General features: G+C 28.9%; 16 protein-coding genes. All 16 read right to left on the bottom strand.

Annotated elements, in window-relative coordinates:
- Positions 1-923 precede the first annotated feature (923 nt).
- Positions 924-1,613, bottom strand: coding sequence for a PIG-L deacetylase family protein (locus Xenpb_RS13215; protein ID WP_187654750.1), 690 nt, complete (start codon positions 1,611-1,613; stop codon positions 924-926).
- A 50-nt stretch (positions 1,614-1,663) separates the two neighbouring features.
- On the bottom strand, positions 1,664-2,818 hold the full coding sequence (locus Xenpb_RS13220; protein ID WP_187654751.1) for a DegT/DnrJ/EryC1/StrS aminotransferase family protein: 1,155 nt from the start codon (positions 2,816-2,818) through the stop codon (positions 1,664-1,666).
- Positions 2,819-2,911: 93 nt separating this feature from the next.
- Positions 2,912-3,787 carry a hypothetical protein gene (locus Xenpb_RS13225; RefSeq protein ID WP_187654752.1) on the bottom strand — a complete coding sequence of 292 codons (876 nt, stop codon included), beginning with the start codon at positions 3,785-3,787 and terminating at the stop codon, positions 2,912-2,914.
- Positions 3,788-4,825 carry a glycosyltransferase family 4 protein gene (locus tag Xenpb_RS13230; RefSeq protein WP_187654753.1) on the bottom strand — a complete coding sequence of 346 codons (1,038 nt, stop codon included), beginning with the start codon at positions 4,823-4,825 and terminating at the stop codon, positions 3,788-3,790. It abuts the gene before it with no gap.
- Between the two features lie 15 nt (positions 4,826-4,840).
- Positions 4,841-5,755 (bottom strand): glycosyltransferase, encoded by a 915-nt coding sequence (locus tag Xenpb_RS13235; RefSeq protein ID WP_187654754.1) that lies wholly within the window; start codon positions 5,753-5,755, stop codon positions 4,841-4,843.
- Positions 5,756-6,268: 513 nt separating this feature from the next.
- Entirely contained in the window at positions 6,269-7,057 is a 789-nt protein-coding gene (locus Xenpb_RS13240) for an ABC transporter permease (protein ID WP_187654755.1), read from the bottom strand.
- Between the two features lie 206 nt (positions 7,058-7,263).
- Positions 7,264-8,100: an ABC-2 family transporter protein gene (locus tag Xenpb_RS13245; RefSeq protein ID WP_222942976.1), complete on the bottom strand. Its 837-nt coding sequence runs from the start codon at positions 8,098-8,100 to the stop codon at positions 7,264-7,266.
- 4 nt (positions 8,101-8,104) lie between these two features.
- Positions 8,105-9,076 carry an ATP-binding cassette domain-containing protein gene (locus Xenpb_RS13250; protein ID WP_222942977.1) on the bottom strand — a complete coding sequence of 324 codons (972 nt, stop codon included), beginning with the start codon at positions 9,074-9,076 and terminating at the stop codon, positions 8,105-8,107.
- Positions 9,077-9,637: 561 nt separating this feature from the next.
- Complete coding sequence (locus Xenpb_RS13255) at positions 9,638-10,327, bottom strand: WbqC family protein (RefSeq protein ID WP_187654756.1); 690 nt, start codon at positions 10,325-10,327, stop codon at positions 9,638-9,640.
- A 12-nt stretch (positions 10,328-10,339) separates the two neighbouring features.
- Entirely contained in the window at positions 10,340-10,597 is a 258-nt protein-coding gene (locus tag Xenpb_RS13260; RefSeq protein ID WP_187654757.1) for an acyl carrier protein, read from the bottom strand.
- Positions 10,598-10,611: 14 nt separating this feature from the next.
- The gene (locus tag Xenpb_RS13265) at positions 10,612-12,036 is read right to left on the bottom strand and encodes a class I adenylate-forming enzyme family protein (protein WP_187654758.1); all 1,425 of its coding nucleotides are present in this window, start codon (positions 12,034-12,036) and stop codon (positions 10,612-10,614) included.
- Positions 12,037-12,714: an HAD family hydrolase gene (locus Xenpb_RS13270; RefSeq protein ID WP_187654759.1), complete on the bottom strand. Its 678-nt coding sequence runs from the start codon at positions 12,712-12,714 to the stop codon at positions 12,037-12,039.
- A gap of 579 nt (positions 12,715-13,293) precedes the next feature.
- Positions 13,294-13,608: a transposase gene (locus Xenpb_RS13275; protein WP_368666826.1), complete on the bottom strand. Its 315-nt coding sequence runs from the start codon at positions 13,606-13,608 to the stop codon at positions 13,294-13,296.
- 763 nt (positions 13,609-14,371) lie between these two features.
- Positions 14,372-15,448: a nicotinate-nucleotide--dimethylbenzimidazole phosphoribosyltransferase gene (gene cobT / locus Xenpb_RS13280; RefSeq protein WP_187654761.1), complete on the bottom strand. Its 1,077-nt coding sequence runs from the start codon at positions 15,446-15,448 to the stop codon at positions 14,372-14,374.
- On the bottom strand, positions 15,448-16,716 hold the full coding sequence (locus Xenpb_RS13285) for a glycosyltransferase family 4 protein (protein WP_187654762.1): 1,269 nt from the start codon (positions 16,714-16,716) through the stop codon (positions 15,448-15,450). Before Xenpb_RS13285 ends, cobT begins: the two co-directional genes overlap by 1 nt.
- A 27-nt stretch (positions 16,717-16,743) precedes the next feature.
- Positions 16,744-16,851 carry an IS1 family transposase gene (locus Xenpb_RS20495; RefSeq protein ID WP_187654849.1) on the bottom strand — a complete coding sequence of 36 codons (108 nt, stop codon included), beginning with the start codon at positions 16,849-16,851 and terminating at the stop codon, positions 16,744-16,746.
- Between the last annotated feature and the right edge of the window lie 131 nt (positions 16,852-16,982).

Below are 16,982 nucleotides of genomic sequence, written 5' to 3' on the forward strand. Positions count from 1 at the left end.
TTGATATCAGAACGCGGGTCATCGATCTTACTGATAAAGTTAAAAATACTCATTATTACGATCGCTATTTTTATGGAATAGCGTGATCTTATCGTTTTAATGAGAGAAAGAGCTATAAGAAGTTATATTCTGGTCTTTATTTAACCTAAATAACCTTACTAAATATATGAGATCTCACCCTGTGGAGGGAAGGTTAATCTTTCATATTTCGATTACTGACTACCTCCAATGACACTCTGATTGAGGGCTACTATTGCTGAAGTTCTTCAGGCAATACAGTATGGATTTGCGTGGCATGACAGAATTATTCCTGTCCATGAGTTCTATTTTTTTTTAAATTCAGCAGATTAATAATAGCTGTAGTGTGTAGCGAAATGCGATTTGACTAACATATAGAATTTTTTAATTGCCTTTGAGATCAACAATATAACCCCTGCCACATTGGTTAACCAATTCAAGGTTTTCCCTAGAGATGTAGAGCATCCATGGTGGCAATCGGATCATCAAGAGTAATTAATTCAATCAATTGCCTGGAAACTGGGTCTTCTTTAACCGGTAATTGTCAACATAGTTGGCACTATTAATGAATTTAAGCCGCCAGATTTTCTTGTTCGGTATTCAACGTTACTGTTTATAGAATTGCGTAATCTTAGCGTTTTAATGATATAAATAATTATAAAGAGTCACAGGATGATTTTATTTTAACCTAAATAACCATATTAAAAATATGAGATCTTGCCATAATGCGTTGGGTAAACTTTTTCCAGCAAGATTTTTCTTAGTTAGCTATTCATGAATAGACGAATCCAAGATATTTTTTTATTTCTATCTGTCGTATATGCCTAATCGTGAGAGAAATTATTACTATAGAAATTGAGATTTTTATAATGTATTGAGTAGTCCGATTTGATTATTTGTGCCATTTACAATGGAACTGAACTACCACGATAAACAGATCTAACAGTCATAAAAGTTTCAGCAGCGGGCAAACACACTTGATTTCCCCAAGAATAAGCTCTGTTTTTTAATGCTTCTAGAGATCTTGGGTGTGGATAATCACAAATTTCAGAAGCATAACAAGCTATAGCTTGAAGTTTTATTTCTAAAGTTGATGTAATATCCACCCATGTATCAGGAATAAATGTCCTAGGATAAGCCCATTCAGTACTACTCGCAGTATCGAAGGTAAAAATTGATTTTATATATTTCTCTATAGGTCTTACAGCAACCAATGTAGCCTTAAATAAAATTTCATGATCGAGATTTATATCGCCACCATATTGACAATAAATTATTGTAGGGCGTATTTCTTTAACTATTTCTTCTAATGGGCGAATGATTTCAATAAGATTAAATTGATCTAATTTTTGATCCGGAAAATTCAAATTTCTAATATCTGTTACGCCTAATTTTTTAGCCGCATTTTGAGAACATAATGTCATGTCAATATTCTGGTTTGCATAACGCAGTGATTCTCCTTCACAAAATATTACACTTGTTACTGGGATGCCCATTTTACGATATAAAGCAACCGTTCCCCCACATCCTAAAATTTCATCATCAGGGTGTGCTGCTATAACAAGAATTTTTTCATCGCTATTTAATAAGGTCATATAAAATATCTCGATTTAATTTCAATAATCGCAAATTAATTTTTTAAAATTCACTTATATAATATGTTATTAATGGATTCGATAATTCGATATTGATCCTCATCACTCATTTTTGTATATAGAGGTAAACTCACAGTTCTATTATATGCTTTAGTAGCATTAGGGTAGTCCATAGAGGAAAATTTATACTTTTCTCTCCAATAAACATGTAGATGTAAGGGAATGAAATGGACACTGCATCCAATTCCTCTTTTTGCCATTTCATCTATAAAATATTCTCGCGTTATATCTAAATCATGATGCAATTGAATCACATACAGATGCCAAGAATGCATATCTCCATCTAATCCAAGGGGAGGAAGGATAATAGGATACTCTTTTAATTCATTATTATAACATTCAGCTATTCTTTGACGTTTTTTTTGAAATGAAAATAGTTTTTTCAATTGAGCAATTCCAATTGATGCTTGTATATCAGGCATATTATATTTATAACCGGGAGCTACAATTTCGTAAAACCAATTTGCCTTATTTGAAGTATATCGATCAAATATGTCTCGATTAATACCATGTAATCTCATAATTCGACAGCGTCTAGCAATCTCTTTATTTTTAGTAAGGATCATTCCTCCTTCACCTGTTGTCATAGTCTTAGTAGCATAAAAGCTAAATACAGTGGCGTCGCTTGATAGAGAGCCTATCCATTTTCCTTTATATGTTGCTGGTAAACTATGTGCGGCATCCTCTACAATCTTTAAATTATATTTGAGAGCTATTTTAAATATAGAATCCATATCACAAGTTGCTCCTGCAAAATGAACAGGAATAATTGCTTTTGTTTTTTCTGTGATTTTTTCTTCAATAAGTGTTGTATCTATCATTAATGTAGAGGGATTTATATCTACGAATACAGGGTCTGCTCCCAAATATCTGATTACTTCCGCAGTTGCTGTGAAAGTATATGTCGTCGTAATAACCTCATCACCTGGTGCAATTCCTATTGCTTCTAAAGCAAGATGTAAACCAGCGGTTGCTGAATTAACAGCAATTGCTTCTAGATTTTCTCCAAATGTTTGAGCAAATGCATTTTCAAAAAATTTTGCTTTAGAACCTGTTGTTAGCCAACCATTTCGTAAGCAATCAATTACTTCGTTAATTTCTTCTTCTCCAATATCTGGAGTATAAAAGGGTAAGAAATTATTCATTTTTTATTACTCGTAAGAATAGAACAGTTTTTCTAATTTTTGTAAATTATGTTACAAAATAAACATAGGAAAATAATAATTCCACCATATTTTTTATAAAATAAATGTGTATGAATCAAGATATTTAATTTCTTTATCAATAACAGAGTCTAGTGAATAAATAAGTTCTATATCACTATTTATAAATTGTAATCCAAATTTAATGATACTTTTCTGCACTATATTCCATCCAATTAAAATTTCGTTTCCATTATATTTAGTTACATCACTTCTAAAATGTCGTTCTCTTACCATATAGATACCTCTAATGCAACCATAAAACTTTCTAAAAATATACATATCTTTTAAAGCTAATTGATTTTCTTTGTTTTCTTTTATTGATAAAATCAGCTCCTTGGCGTTATTAAAGATATAATTGTATTCTTCTCTATAATTCCTTTCTAATAAAAATGGCACTGCTGTTTTGTTATTTTTTTTATTCGTGTTTCGGTATAAATAAAAGCCATTTATATTAAAACTTCCTCTTACATGGAAATCAGAGGTCTCTTTAATTTCTGTTATGTTATCATATGGATCCCATATCAAAAACTTATTTTTTTCAATTCTTTTTGATATAACATATTTTGTATGATCTTCTTTTTGGTAATAATCAAATTCATCTTTAAAAAAATAAGCATTAGATTCCAAAATGAATATTTCATTTATTGGGATTTTATTTAATTCCTTTAAATAATACACTTTTTTTTCTATATTTAAAAATTCTTTCAAAAAAACAAAAAATATATGTGGTTCAACACTTCCAGAAAAAATATGGGTTGGTAAATGATAAGAAATATTAAAATTAAATGCATGGAGGTTATCTGTATTTATATCATTATATTCCATAAAATAAGTTAATGCATTTAAAAAACAATCATATGGACCTAAATGTTCAAAATAATTACCTGTAGAATCAAGGTGCTTACTCATTTATTGTTTTTCCTTATTATTTAACTTTACTAAATTAGTATATATCTGATCATATTGCTTCCCCATTATAGTATGGTCGAATGTTAATCCTCTTTTTTTAGAGTTACCTCCCATTTTCAAGCGCAATATTCTATCTTCGATAAGAAGCTGGCAAAAATCCCTAGCTTCATTATATCCAGTACATAAAAACCCAGTTTTCCCATGAATAATTTGTTCAGAATTTCCACCTTTATTTTCAGCAATAACAGGAATACCAGCAACCATTGCTTCAGAAATTACATTAGCAAATCCTTCAAAACTATCATCAGGAGTAATATATAAAAATATATCACAGATAGAAAGCATTTCCTTTATCTTTTCTCCTGGCCATATTTCAATTTTATTTTGTGCATTATTTTTTATTATTTCAAGGTTAAGTTTTTCTATAATCTTTGATTCTCCATCACCAGCTATAATAAATTTTGCTTTTAAGGAAAAATCTAATAATGTTTTTATGTAATTTTCAGGGATCTTATTTTTATAAATAGTACTATGACGTCCGATAATAATTTCTGTGTTTTTTTTCTTTTTCAAAGTGAATTCTCTAACATCAATATAACTTTTTATGACGATTCTTTTTTTACCATCTATATGTTTCTGAAATAAATTAATAAAATTACTTCCTGAAATGTATATATCAGCTTGAATATCTTCAACTGGAGTTGGATCTTGGACTGTTACAATTATACCACAATTATGAGGGATTTTATTTTTAGGTATCATTTTGAAACCAGGCCACCAGTGATAGTGAATAATATCAGGAGCTTCTTCTCTAATAATTTTTAGAATATTTTTTTTTTCACAATCAATAAATGAAGAATTCAATTTATTTAGTTCAGACTCGTACTGATTAAAAGTGCTGACCACAACATGCTCAAAGGATATAGATGTGGAGGAAATAATATTAGTTAAAGCTTTTTGTCCCCCACCAATCTTCATGTGTTGTATCAAATGTAGTATTTTTATTTTTTTATTTAATAGTTTAAAATTTTCATTCATTACAAAAATTACCTTTTATCTAATCATTTTATAATAAGTGTTTTTAGAACTTTTTACTTCGATTATAAAACCATTTTTTAATGATTCACATAATTCTTCAAGACTAATTTTTCCGAATGTAAAATCTTTATAGAGGATGGGAGCAACGGTTGTATGTTTTTTCATAAAATAATCAAAATTTTTATTAATATCTCTTACTCTGTTATTTCCAACCGGATGTTCTAAATGATAGACAATAGCATCTTTTCTGTATTTGTAACAAATTCCATATAAGTGTAAACGATATCCTAATTCAATATCCTCTACCCCCCATCCGGTGAATTTTTCATCAAAATTTCCAACTCTTACTAGATCATTTTTTCTCACAGAAACATTTCGAGCTACAAAGCAAATCCATCTAGCATGATGGTAATTTTGATATTCTACATCAAACAATTTTAATGTTATTTTTCCATAGAAATCTCGACGAGTTTTTTTCAATAGTTCATTCATATCGCCATGTAAAGCCTTAGCTAGAGAGGATTTAAAGGAATTATGCATCAAGTTAGAACAATATACATTATAACGATCACCAACAACCGCTAAATTTTTTTCTTTAAGGTGTTCAAAAACATGCGCACTAACGAATGTAGGATTTAATATCACATCGTCATCAGTGAAGATGATAATCTCACCACTCGCTGCATTAATACCTATATTTCTAGCAACAGAAATTCCTTGATGTTTTATTTTTATATATTCAATATTCAGATAATAATAATATTTTTCTATTATGTTTTTTAAATCAATATCAGATCCGTCATCAATTATAATAACTTCAAATGAAAAATAATTAACATATTGATTTGATAGGGATTTTAATGTTATATCTAAACGTTCTGGCTTATTTCTAGTAATGATTAGAACACTTGCATTATATTTACTGTCCATATAACCTCTTTTGAAAATAGTTTATAGAATATTCAATGGTTATTATTTTTTGAAAAAAACAATTCTTATAAAGGGGATGTATAAATATAAGATATAGTTTATTCTCATTCCTAATGTATTATCTCTAAGCAATTACTTCAGTTTGCCTTTTTATATTATTTTTTGTCTGAATTTGGCGCAGCTGTAGTTTTTTATCAGATGTCGAAATAATTTTAGACTCTCAATTTTACTAATCGGGTAATACATGAATAATATTTCTTAAAAACTACATTGGCACCAGATATGCATTTTATATTTTCTTTTCATGCAATATCGTTCAGCGTAAATAGAGCTACAACGTATTAGACATTATTGAATGTTTACTTGATGATAAGAATTTACAAAAATAGGCCTGAATATATTTAGGTTGTATTTAAGATAAATTTTAGAAAAACTATTTAATTGGCATGAGCATGTGTAAAGTCATTAACAATTCCATAGAGATATTAAAAAGTTAACTTATTGAAAATAATATCAACTACCGGAGCTAGAATATGATTTTAGCCCTAAGATCCATATTATTCTTGATAATGTTAAGAAAAAAATTGCAATAAGAACAGAGAGAGCACCTAAATTCCATCCTATATTTCCAAGTAATGCTAGGGTTGCTGGATTTGAAATTAATGCAAGCGGGAATATTATTTTAAAGATAAATCCAACTCCTCCATTAAATATATCTATAGGAAAACGCGCAATAATAATGTTATTCAAAAATAAAGAATCTCTATGTTCATTGCTCGGCCACCAAAAAGCAGTAATAGTCCAGATGAACCATATGCTGTAATATGTTATCATTCCTGTCAATAGATATAGAAAATATAATAATAGATTAATTAATTCAAAGTTTATAGAAGAAGAGTAATAACCATATATAACAATAAATACTCCACTAATTGAGTTAGTTAATTGTGCAAAATTAATTCTTTTAAAAGAAGCATAAAATTGTGAGTCTATTGGTTTAACTAAATAAACATCAATATCACCTTTTATAATATCATCTTGAAGTTCACCCATGTTGTTTATTAGCAATCCCATCATTATTGAATCAATAATAACATAAGTGCCAATCAAAATAATTACTTCTCCCCAAGTCCAACCTGAAATATTATCGACATGTGTATAGATGGATTTGAAAAGGACTATAGGCACTAAAATCCATAATAATGATGAAAATATAGCGGCAAGGAAATTTGGTCGGTATTCCATATCCTGTTGCAAGCTTAAAAAAGATATATTTTTTATGATTCTTAAATATCTGGTCATATCAAACTCTAAGTAAAATTTCAGTTGTTATATGGATAATTTAACTATTAAAAATATATGTAAGCATATAAATATAATCATTTTGATTAATTTTTTCATGTTTAAAAATCAATTTTTGATAGCTGTAATCATTTTATTTTTTAGAAAACATTATGTTAATTATATTAAACTTAAATTAATAAATATTATGGTCAATCATTGTGTTTTTATCCACCTACCTCTACATATTTTCTTAATCCTTGTTTCCATATAATTCGTCCGAGGACAAAAAATATCATACACCAAATAATTTGTGTCATTAATCCAACTGAAATATTTGTTTCTTCCATATCAGTGAATAATATTTTTAATGGAAAGTATGCAAGATATGGAAATGGAGTTTTATCAATTAACGAAACTATGTATGATGGAAGAATATCAATTGGGAAAAATACTCCAGCTAAGATCATAATAACCATTTCCTTAACAAATAATATCATATCTGCTTTTTGAGCCCAAAAAACATAGCAGCCAATAGTCCAAGAAACTAAGAACCATAAAATACAAGATAGGCTAATAGATAAAATACCAGAAAATATATTGTATAAAGATACTTGGAATTCGAAATGATTTCCTAATATAATAATCAGAATAAAAAGAGGAATGACACCTAACACAATATTGACCACTCGATCCCCAATCATTTCCCAAAAGTAATAGGCCTGAACATCTATAGGTTTTAGTAACAATGTACTAAGATTTCCCTCATGAATTTGTTCATATAATTTCCAATCAATTGCATACCAGACAAAGTAATTAATAAATCGTGCTCCTATAAAATACATAACTAACTCGGAGAATGTATAACCCCCAATTAAATCACCATTGTTATAAATAGTTCTCCATAGAAATATCATTGCAATAGATGGTATTATAGCTTCAATAATCATATAAAAAACACTAAATCGATACTCAATTCCTTTTTGCCAAGTAATATGAGAAATGCATAAGTATTTTTTTATATTTAGTCTATATATTATAAAATCTTTAATCTTGAGTTTCATTTCATTATTTTCCATTATGATAAATTTGAGATATGATATCTTCCATTGATAGCTCTTCTACAATTAGATCTTCAATAACAAACTTTCCTAGTAGTGCTGAAACTGTTTTTGGTATTTTATTTCTATTAACTTTTAGTGTAATATCTAAATTATCTTGCCTAGTAATTTCCCCAAATAATTCAAACTCCTTTCTAAGGATTGTGTTTTTCAATTTCATCGTTATATATTTATAGTCACTAAATTTATTAATAATATCTATTGTCTTTCCATCATATATAATCATTCCATGATGAAGGATAATCAATCTGTCACATAATTCTTTTATGTCTTCAAGATAATGGCTAGTCAAAAAAATTGTTGATTGATATTTTTTATTATATTTTTTTAGAAAATCTCGGATATTTTTTTGTGCAAATATATCTAATCCAATTGTCGGTTCATCCATGAATAATACTTTTGGGTTATGTAATGTTGCTCCTATTAACTCCATTTTCATTCTTTCTCCCAATGAGAGTTTTCTCGTTTGTATTTTCAATAAATCTTTAACCTCCAATAACTCAGAAAGTTCATTTATTCTATTTTTAAAATCCACCATAGGAATATTGTATATATCTTTTATTAATCTAAAGTAATCCATTGGAGGCAAGTCCCATATCAGCTGAACTTTATTTCCCATAAGCATAGATATCTTATTACAATATGCTAACGAACGTTTCCAAGGTATTTCCTCTAAAACAGAGATTGTTCCTCTGGTTGGAGTTAATAATCCACTTAGCATTTTAAGAGTTGTGGTTTTTCCTGCTCCATTAAGGCCGATTAATCCCACAAACTCACCTTCGTTTACTTTAAAGGATATGTTGTCTATGGCATTATTAAGTTTATACTTTCTATTGACTAGTGATTTTATTGAGCCAATAAAACCAGGCTCTTTTTCATGGTATTTATATATCTTAGTTAAGTCTTTTACATCTATCATTGGAATACCTATAAAATGAGTATATTAACCTATAAAAATTCTGTGACATTTATGTTGATATTTACTATGTTTAATGCTCAAAATATTTTAATTGAATTTCCGTCAGCAATATATTTGTTGCTTGGATATACATGTTAAGTGCAACGCTGTAATGAACGAAGTAAATGAGAGTGATTCCTTTAAAAACCTATTCCAATGAGCGTGATTATTACAGAATGATTTAATATGAATTATATATAATAACATATTCACGAGGTTTTAAAATCGTAATATTCATTATAATAATAACTCAGAGGAATAGATAATAATTAATGCGTTGATGATATCAAATGAGATGGTTTCATATTATACTATCTCACTTGCCTAATTTATGTTATTTTATGATTTAATTTTAAAAATATTAGCTCCATTAATATAGTAATTTAAGAGTAACCAATTTTCTATAAGTACACTTAATAAACTTCAGGGTGATTCTACCTAGTTCATATGAGCTTGATTTGTTATGGAGAGTTACCTTGTCATGACAAACAATCGTATTTAATTAAAAACATGTATAGAATGTTACAGGATGCTTTTAAGCAAAATATCTTTTGACTTATAACCATGATTCATGAACAAATCAAATATAGATAAATCAGGAATAAAACCATTCTTATTATGACATTGTTTATAAATAGGACATTTCCATTCAATTGGCTTTATGTTAATATTATTAGCTTTAAAAAGATCATGATCTAAATAATTGTGATAGCTATATTTACCAGTGATATATTCACTGCTATTTGTTAATTTACAAATATCAATTAGCATGTCGTTTTTTAAGCTACTCAAACCCAATTCAGATGAAACTATAATCTTGACATTTAGTTTTAAAAAATCAACAATCCATATCAATATCTCATAGTTTATTTCAGATATATATGTCCACTTCCTTTTATATATTCCATCTAAAAATGGAAAAATTTCATCAAAATATTTGGCTGAATTATAGTTATAATAAAAACTCTTTAAGTGTTTATTCCTCCAGTCATTTCCTGAAATACGCGTTTCTTTAATAGAGCAACCATTACTTTTCTCCACAGGGATAGTTAAGATAAAAGTACCATTAGAATTTTTTAGTTTATTTCTGTTAACCCAGTCATTCTTAGAATAACTAACATGGTCTAAAAAAACAAATATATCACTAATGATTATCTTATAAACTAATTGGAGCCAAGGAAGATAATGTGGCTGATGAATAGATATACGCATTTTAATGATTCATTAATTTTGATTGTATTTATATTCAACATAATCAACAAGTCTAGTAAAAGAATTAAGTAAATTAACACTTAGTTCTTCATCTGGAATCTGAATATGAAAATCTTGCTCTATTCTAACTAGCAACTCCAGCGCTGAAACAGAATCAATATTAAATCCATCTCTTAAATTATCCTCTATTAGTTCAGGTGTAACTTCCAATTCTAGCACATCTTTGAGCATGTGAGCTATTTTTACTTCAATATATTCTTTTGTTATCATGATATTGAGTTACCTTAATTTAATTTTCTTAATGTTTTTCCAATTGAAGATGTGGGTAAATAATCTTTAATTTCTATTCTTTTTGGAATCTTATATTCTGACAGTTTTTTATGGCATAAATCAAATAATTCTGTCAGATCTGTTTTTTTATTAACTTCTACAATGGCGATAGGTATTTGACCTCTTTTTATATCTGATATTCCATACACAACCGCTTCATTCACATTAGGATGTTCTTTTAATACTGATTCAATTTCGAATGGGTTTATTTTTTTTCCTCCGACATTAATAGTTAAGTCTTTTCTTCCCACTATATGGAGTTTTCCTCCATTTTTTACTGCTAAATCTCCAGTAGGAAACCATTGACCAAAATGATTTTTTTTAGTTATTCCATTGTCAATTATATAAGAACATAACGAGTCTGTTTTAACAATTATTTCATAAGAAAACTGATCAAAATAATTGTATGTTTCACTGTAATCTAACTTTATTTCTACACCTGTTATGGGACGGTAAGGGTGCGTAGGTAATAGACTATTATGATGATTATTTTCAATCATGAGTGCACCAGTTTCAGACATTCCATATATATTGCTAATTTTAAATCCTAATAACTTAATTTTTTCTTGCTCCTTTGATTTAATATTTGAACCGCCAGATAGGGCTATTTTAATATTTCTAAATGTTTGATTGCTGTAGTTGCATAATAATCTATAATGCGTAGGCAAGCCCACAAAAATGGTATTTTTCTTTAAGATCTTTTCTAAGCTAGATACCAATATTATAGGATCTGTATATGTTATTTCACTACCAGTTAGTAGTGGAACTATCATTCCAAACATAAATCCATAAGAATGACATAATTGTGCAGAGCAAACAATTTTATCACTTTTTTTTATATCGAGCGTTGAAATTATTTGTTTTTTTTCTGTTAATATTTGCTTTTCAGTTTTTACAATTACTTTGTAATAGCCAGTTGAACCTGATGATAAAAAAACAATATCTCCAATTATATCATTTTGATATTCTATTTGATGTTTTTTATATTTAAAATAACTTATTAAATATAAATCTAAAAATTCAATATGATGAGTAGAGTAAATGAAGTTATCAATTTTAAAAGTATCATTTTCGTCATAAATAATGTATTCTGGATCAATAAATTTAACTTTATTAAATTCTTCTTCAGTCATTTTAGGATGGAAGAAAATTATTTTTGCCTTTATTTTTGATAATGCTAATACACTAATTATATGCAATGTGCTATTTAAAGAAAAAAGTCCTACGCATGTACTATTTGTAATTCCAATGTTTTTTAACAAAAAAGCCAATTCGTTTACATATTCGTTTAGTTTACCATAGGTTATGATTCTTTTTTCACTATTTATTGCAATATTATTAATGTTTTCATTAACTGTTTTTAGGAAATGTTCATACATTTATTTATTTATCCTTAAGAAATTTTTTATATAAAGTAAAAGTAATCTAGAATCATCTACTATTGTTACTTGTGAGTTTTTTTGTAATGAAATGGAGTTGCGATTCCAATTAACAAAAATAGAAGTGATATTCGTCGCTCTTGCAATTTCTATATCAGTTAATGTATCGCCAATATACAAGCTTTTTTCTTTGTTCCCTTTTAGTTCTTTAATCACTTTTATTAAGCCTTCTGTAGATGGCTTTGAGTTAATTACATCATCCGATGTTATAATGCTTTTAAAATAATCAATTAATTTTAATTTTTTTAATAAAGAAATAGTAGTATCTCTTTTTCTCCCTGTAAATAATCCAATTTTGCAGCCAGCATCGTCTAATGATATTAACATATTTTCAATTCCTGGGAAAATTTCTATTTCACATGAGTTAAGATTTTCCATGAATTTTTTTATGTAGAATTCTAAAGCATATTCACTATCCATTTTTCCTAATAAAGTAGATAGAGTTTCTCGCTCTGTGATTTTGTTTGCATGAATAATATCTAACTTGCTATGTTTTAATCCTGTTATTTCTAGTGAAGTTTCATATAGAGTTTTTAAGTGAATGTTCCATGTGTTTACCAATGTCCCATCTAAATCAAATACAATACATGATTCTTCATTTCTATTATTTATTAGCATATTTTCAGTCTATATAAAGTATCTTCTGTTTTATTAAAGTTTTAATTACATATTTATTATTTTACTGCTTACGTTACTAAGTAGTATGTGAGATGCTATCTAAATAGCTATATGGCCATCAACCAAATTCAAGTTAGTGGCATATTTTTTGATAAAAATAGTCTAAAACATATATTCTTACATTTGGCTTCTGTGTTTGCAGATTATTTTCTGCTGAGCCATGATGGTTATGTGCAAACTAGTGTCTTATCGGTTTTCAGACTTTTACTCATTCGTTGCCGGATATACAGGGTGAGAGCATGAACGTTTTTTACTCTGAATAAATGATCTTTGTTAGTAATAATGTCTTTATTTTGTACAAAATAAATATATCTGTCTGTGTAAAAAATCACTTTCAATCAATTAGCTCATTTTACTAGCATTCATGCTCTCACCCTGGCCGGATATATCAGGGTCTTACAGGTACTGGTCTGGCCGATTTTCCATCTCACTTTTCCTACGCAATTAGCGGTATTAATAAATCTAAAAACTATTTCACTTTCACTACCCTGTGATTACGACATCACTCTGGATTTTTCTTTACACGTTAATATCATCGATCTTATTTTCCAGCGCGATAGTCCGAGCTATCATATCTTTTAAGTCGCATTGTAATTCTTTACATTGTTCATCAGACAGCTTTCTTAGACTGTATGTGACTGATCGGGCGCTATGAATGAGTATTCCGCGTAAGTGTGGATCTTCATGCTTCGTTATTCCCATCAACCTGACTTTCCTTCCGTTATTGTGCTTTTTCAGTACCAACCCCAAGTAGCTAGAAAAATGACAATAATTCTCAAATGTTTTGCTATTACCTAACACGATCATTAATGCCGGATCCCCTAATGTTCCAATGGCAGGAACTCAGAAGACGGTGAATATCTTCATGTTGGGCACTGAGCTGCTCAAGGTGTTTATTCAGCGTTTTCAAACGTTGCTATTGTTTTTTTAGTTCGGATAACAACTCTTGAAATATTTGACGGCTTAATGCCACCAATTCATTCTCGTCATTTTCCAGATGCTCAGGTAAACACTGTTACACTTTATGAGTCCTTTCAGGGATGGCAATGCCATATTCCAACCCCAGTCTGAGTATCTAGTTAATCAATGTAGTTATATTTTGCATGAGACGCTGACAAACCCAATGTAAACACTAAATATCTTGTTGCTCCACCATTTTTTCCAGTACATAACGTATTCCGGGATGGCTATCAGCTTCCACACAATAGCAACAGTATTATTTTGATTGTTCTTGTCCCTCATTCTGAAAGATGTAACATATTAAGGAATAATTTATTTTACGTCATGGCTAAATTGACCGAATTGGCGGCTCCAGTAATTTGCACTGCCACAGGTTTTCATCATTATCCTTGACTGTGATTGTTGAACAATGAACATCGTGAGTTTGTTATTCGTCATAACTTTGTTATGAGTTAATTTCCAAGATGAATAAACAATATGTAACTGAAAAACTCTCTTTTCTAGAATAACTTAGATAATTTGTCCCATTGGTACCTCTTCATATTTTTCTGATGTATTTGGCATGGCTCACTGAAGCCAATTTGGGGAGATATCCATTTCATTATGACTAAGATTTCATTTTTCTTATAAATATAAATTATATATTCTTATCTTCTGCCTTAATTTTTGATTCGAGAATAGTTGCCGATTTTAAATATACAGCACAAGCTGATTCAATAAGAGGCAAGGTAAAGGCTGCCCCTGATGCTTGTCCTAATCTCATACCTAAATCTAATAAAGGTGACTTTTTTAATTCCCTTATTATATATTTATGTCCCGGCTCTGCAGATAAATGAGATATAATCATGTATTCAGATACAGCTTGCGACATTTTATAGGCAAGAAAAGCAGCGACACTACTAATAAAACCATCAATTACAATAGGAATCTTATTAATAGCAGCTCCCAGTATAATGCCCACAACGCCAACAATTTCATATCCTCCTAATTTAGCAAGAATATCTATTGGATCCTCAAGGTTAATTTTATTTATAGCTAAACTTTTTCTTACAATATCCTTTTTTATTTTTTGAGCATCTATGCTTATTCCAGTGCCTTGCCCGACTGTTTCATCAGGAGAAATATTACATAAAAAGCTTGTAATTGCACTAGCTGATGTAGTATTTCCTATACCAATCTCTCCTACAGCTAATATATTACTGCTATTAATAATAGTATTAGATGAAACAAGTTTAATCCCACTCAAAATACCTCTAATGACAGTGTTTCTGTCCATTGCAGGTCCTTGAGATATATTATTTGTAGAGTACCCTAACTTCATGTTAATGATATTATTATGAGGGCTAATAATATCACTAACTCCCATGTCTATAGAGATTAACTGTGCTCCTATAGTATTGGCAATTGCGTTAATAGGAGCTTTCCCTTCAGAAATTTTAAGTAATAATTTACTTGTAACATTTGATTTAAATACAGATACACATTCATTCGCAACTCCATGATCTCCCGCCATAACTATAATTGTTTTTTTGAAATTATGTGGGTCTATATCTTCCTTTATCGCCAGAACTTGTTTGGTAATTATATCTAGTTTACCTAAACTATTAGATATTTTCAACGAGTTTGCTTCTTTTAGCATAATCCTCCTTTTAGCCATGTGATCTATAGGTTGGATTTTTTTTAGATAACTATTTAATTCATCTTCTTTTATCATCAAATACCTCTATTATTTTCAGTCAGTAATTTATTACATATGTACATTATTTTTTTTATAAATAAATCATTGTTGAATTTTTTTTGTGCTCTTTTTTTTGCATTTTCAGCCATTTTATTGGTTGAATTTGGTTCTTCAATAAGCCGTAACATTCCATGAAAAATATCTATTGGATTCAAAGTTCGCTTTTCATTTTCTATATATACGGGCACTTTTATTCCATCTATATTATCTCTAATAAGCTCATTTAGTGAATCTACTCCAGAACAAATAATAGGTTTACCTATTCCCATTAGTTCTGCTGCAACATAACAAAAAGATTCCCATATTGATGGGATAACTCCAATGTCTGCCACTTTAAAATATTTTAATACGTCGTCTCTTGGCATATTACCTAAAAATTTAACCTCTTCTTCTAAATTTAGTTGATTAACCAAGCCTTGTAGGTAAGTCAATTCTGGACCAATGCCAATAATGATCAATTTTACATTGGAAATTTTTTTCTTTAATAAATAAAAGGCTTCAATCAAATAATTCATTCCTTTTACAGGTACTAAACGGCCACATGAAACAAACAAAATATCTTTTGTGGAGGATAACTTTTCCCTTATTTCAAGATGCTCATTGTTAGTTAATTCGGTCATTTCACTAGGTATAATTCCCAAGTGAACAATACTTTGATTATTAATGCTAATTTCATACTTTTCATTTATACTATTAGAAAGGGAACTGCTAACAAAAATATTATAGTCGGATAGTCTCAATGATTTCTCCTCTAGAGAGAATAAACTATAATGATTCGCGGATATTGAATTTGAAACCATATGAAATTTATTTTTATCATATGGTGTTATTTTTCTAAAATCCTGAGATAAGATATTAATAATAGGACAATTGTATATTTTGGAAATAACCTTTGCTTCTGGAAAACAAAATAAATCTGGTAATAATATTATACTGGGGTTCCCTACATTTTTTATTAAATGTTTTATGCCTTTTAAAATTCTATGATGAGATTTTATAACAGAATCTGATAGATCAGAATAGCTGGTGTATATATCTTCATTTGCCACTCGATAAATGTGAAGATTATTATTCTGTTCATAGGAATCAGTCATTCCTGTGGTGTTTGTTATAACTGCTACATCTCCATCTATTAATGATGAAATACCTTCAGCCAAAGAGCATGTAACTGTGCTAATTCCACCTATAGTAAATGGAGGATATTCCCTGGATAAGATAAAAATAACCATTTCTTTTTTATTCATTAACTAATTCCTTTCATTTTAGCCATTTTATAAATGTGGATGGCTGTGATGCATTTCTGGAGATTTTGAATAACCCAATGTTTTTCTATTTAGTCTCTTGATTCTATTTTTAAGGGGAATATTTTTATATTCGATACACTAAATGAAATTTTTTTCTGAGGTATTCATGAGCAAGATACTGTGAACATTAAAATTATTCTATGCCAAAAAACAAATTTAAATTGGGATAATTTCTTAAGTGGCTTTTGGTATCATTTGCTGAAGGT

The organism is Xenorhabdus sp. PB62.4 (genome assembly GCF_014467285.1).
Classification (GTDB): Bacteria; Pseudomonadota; Gammaproteobacteria; order Enterobacterales; family Enterobacteriaceae; genus Xenorhabdus.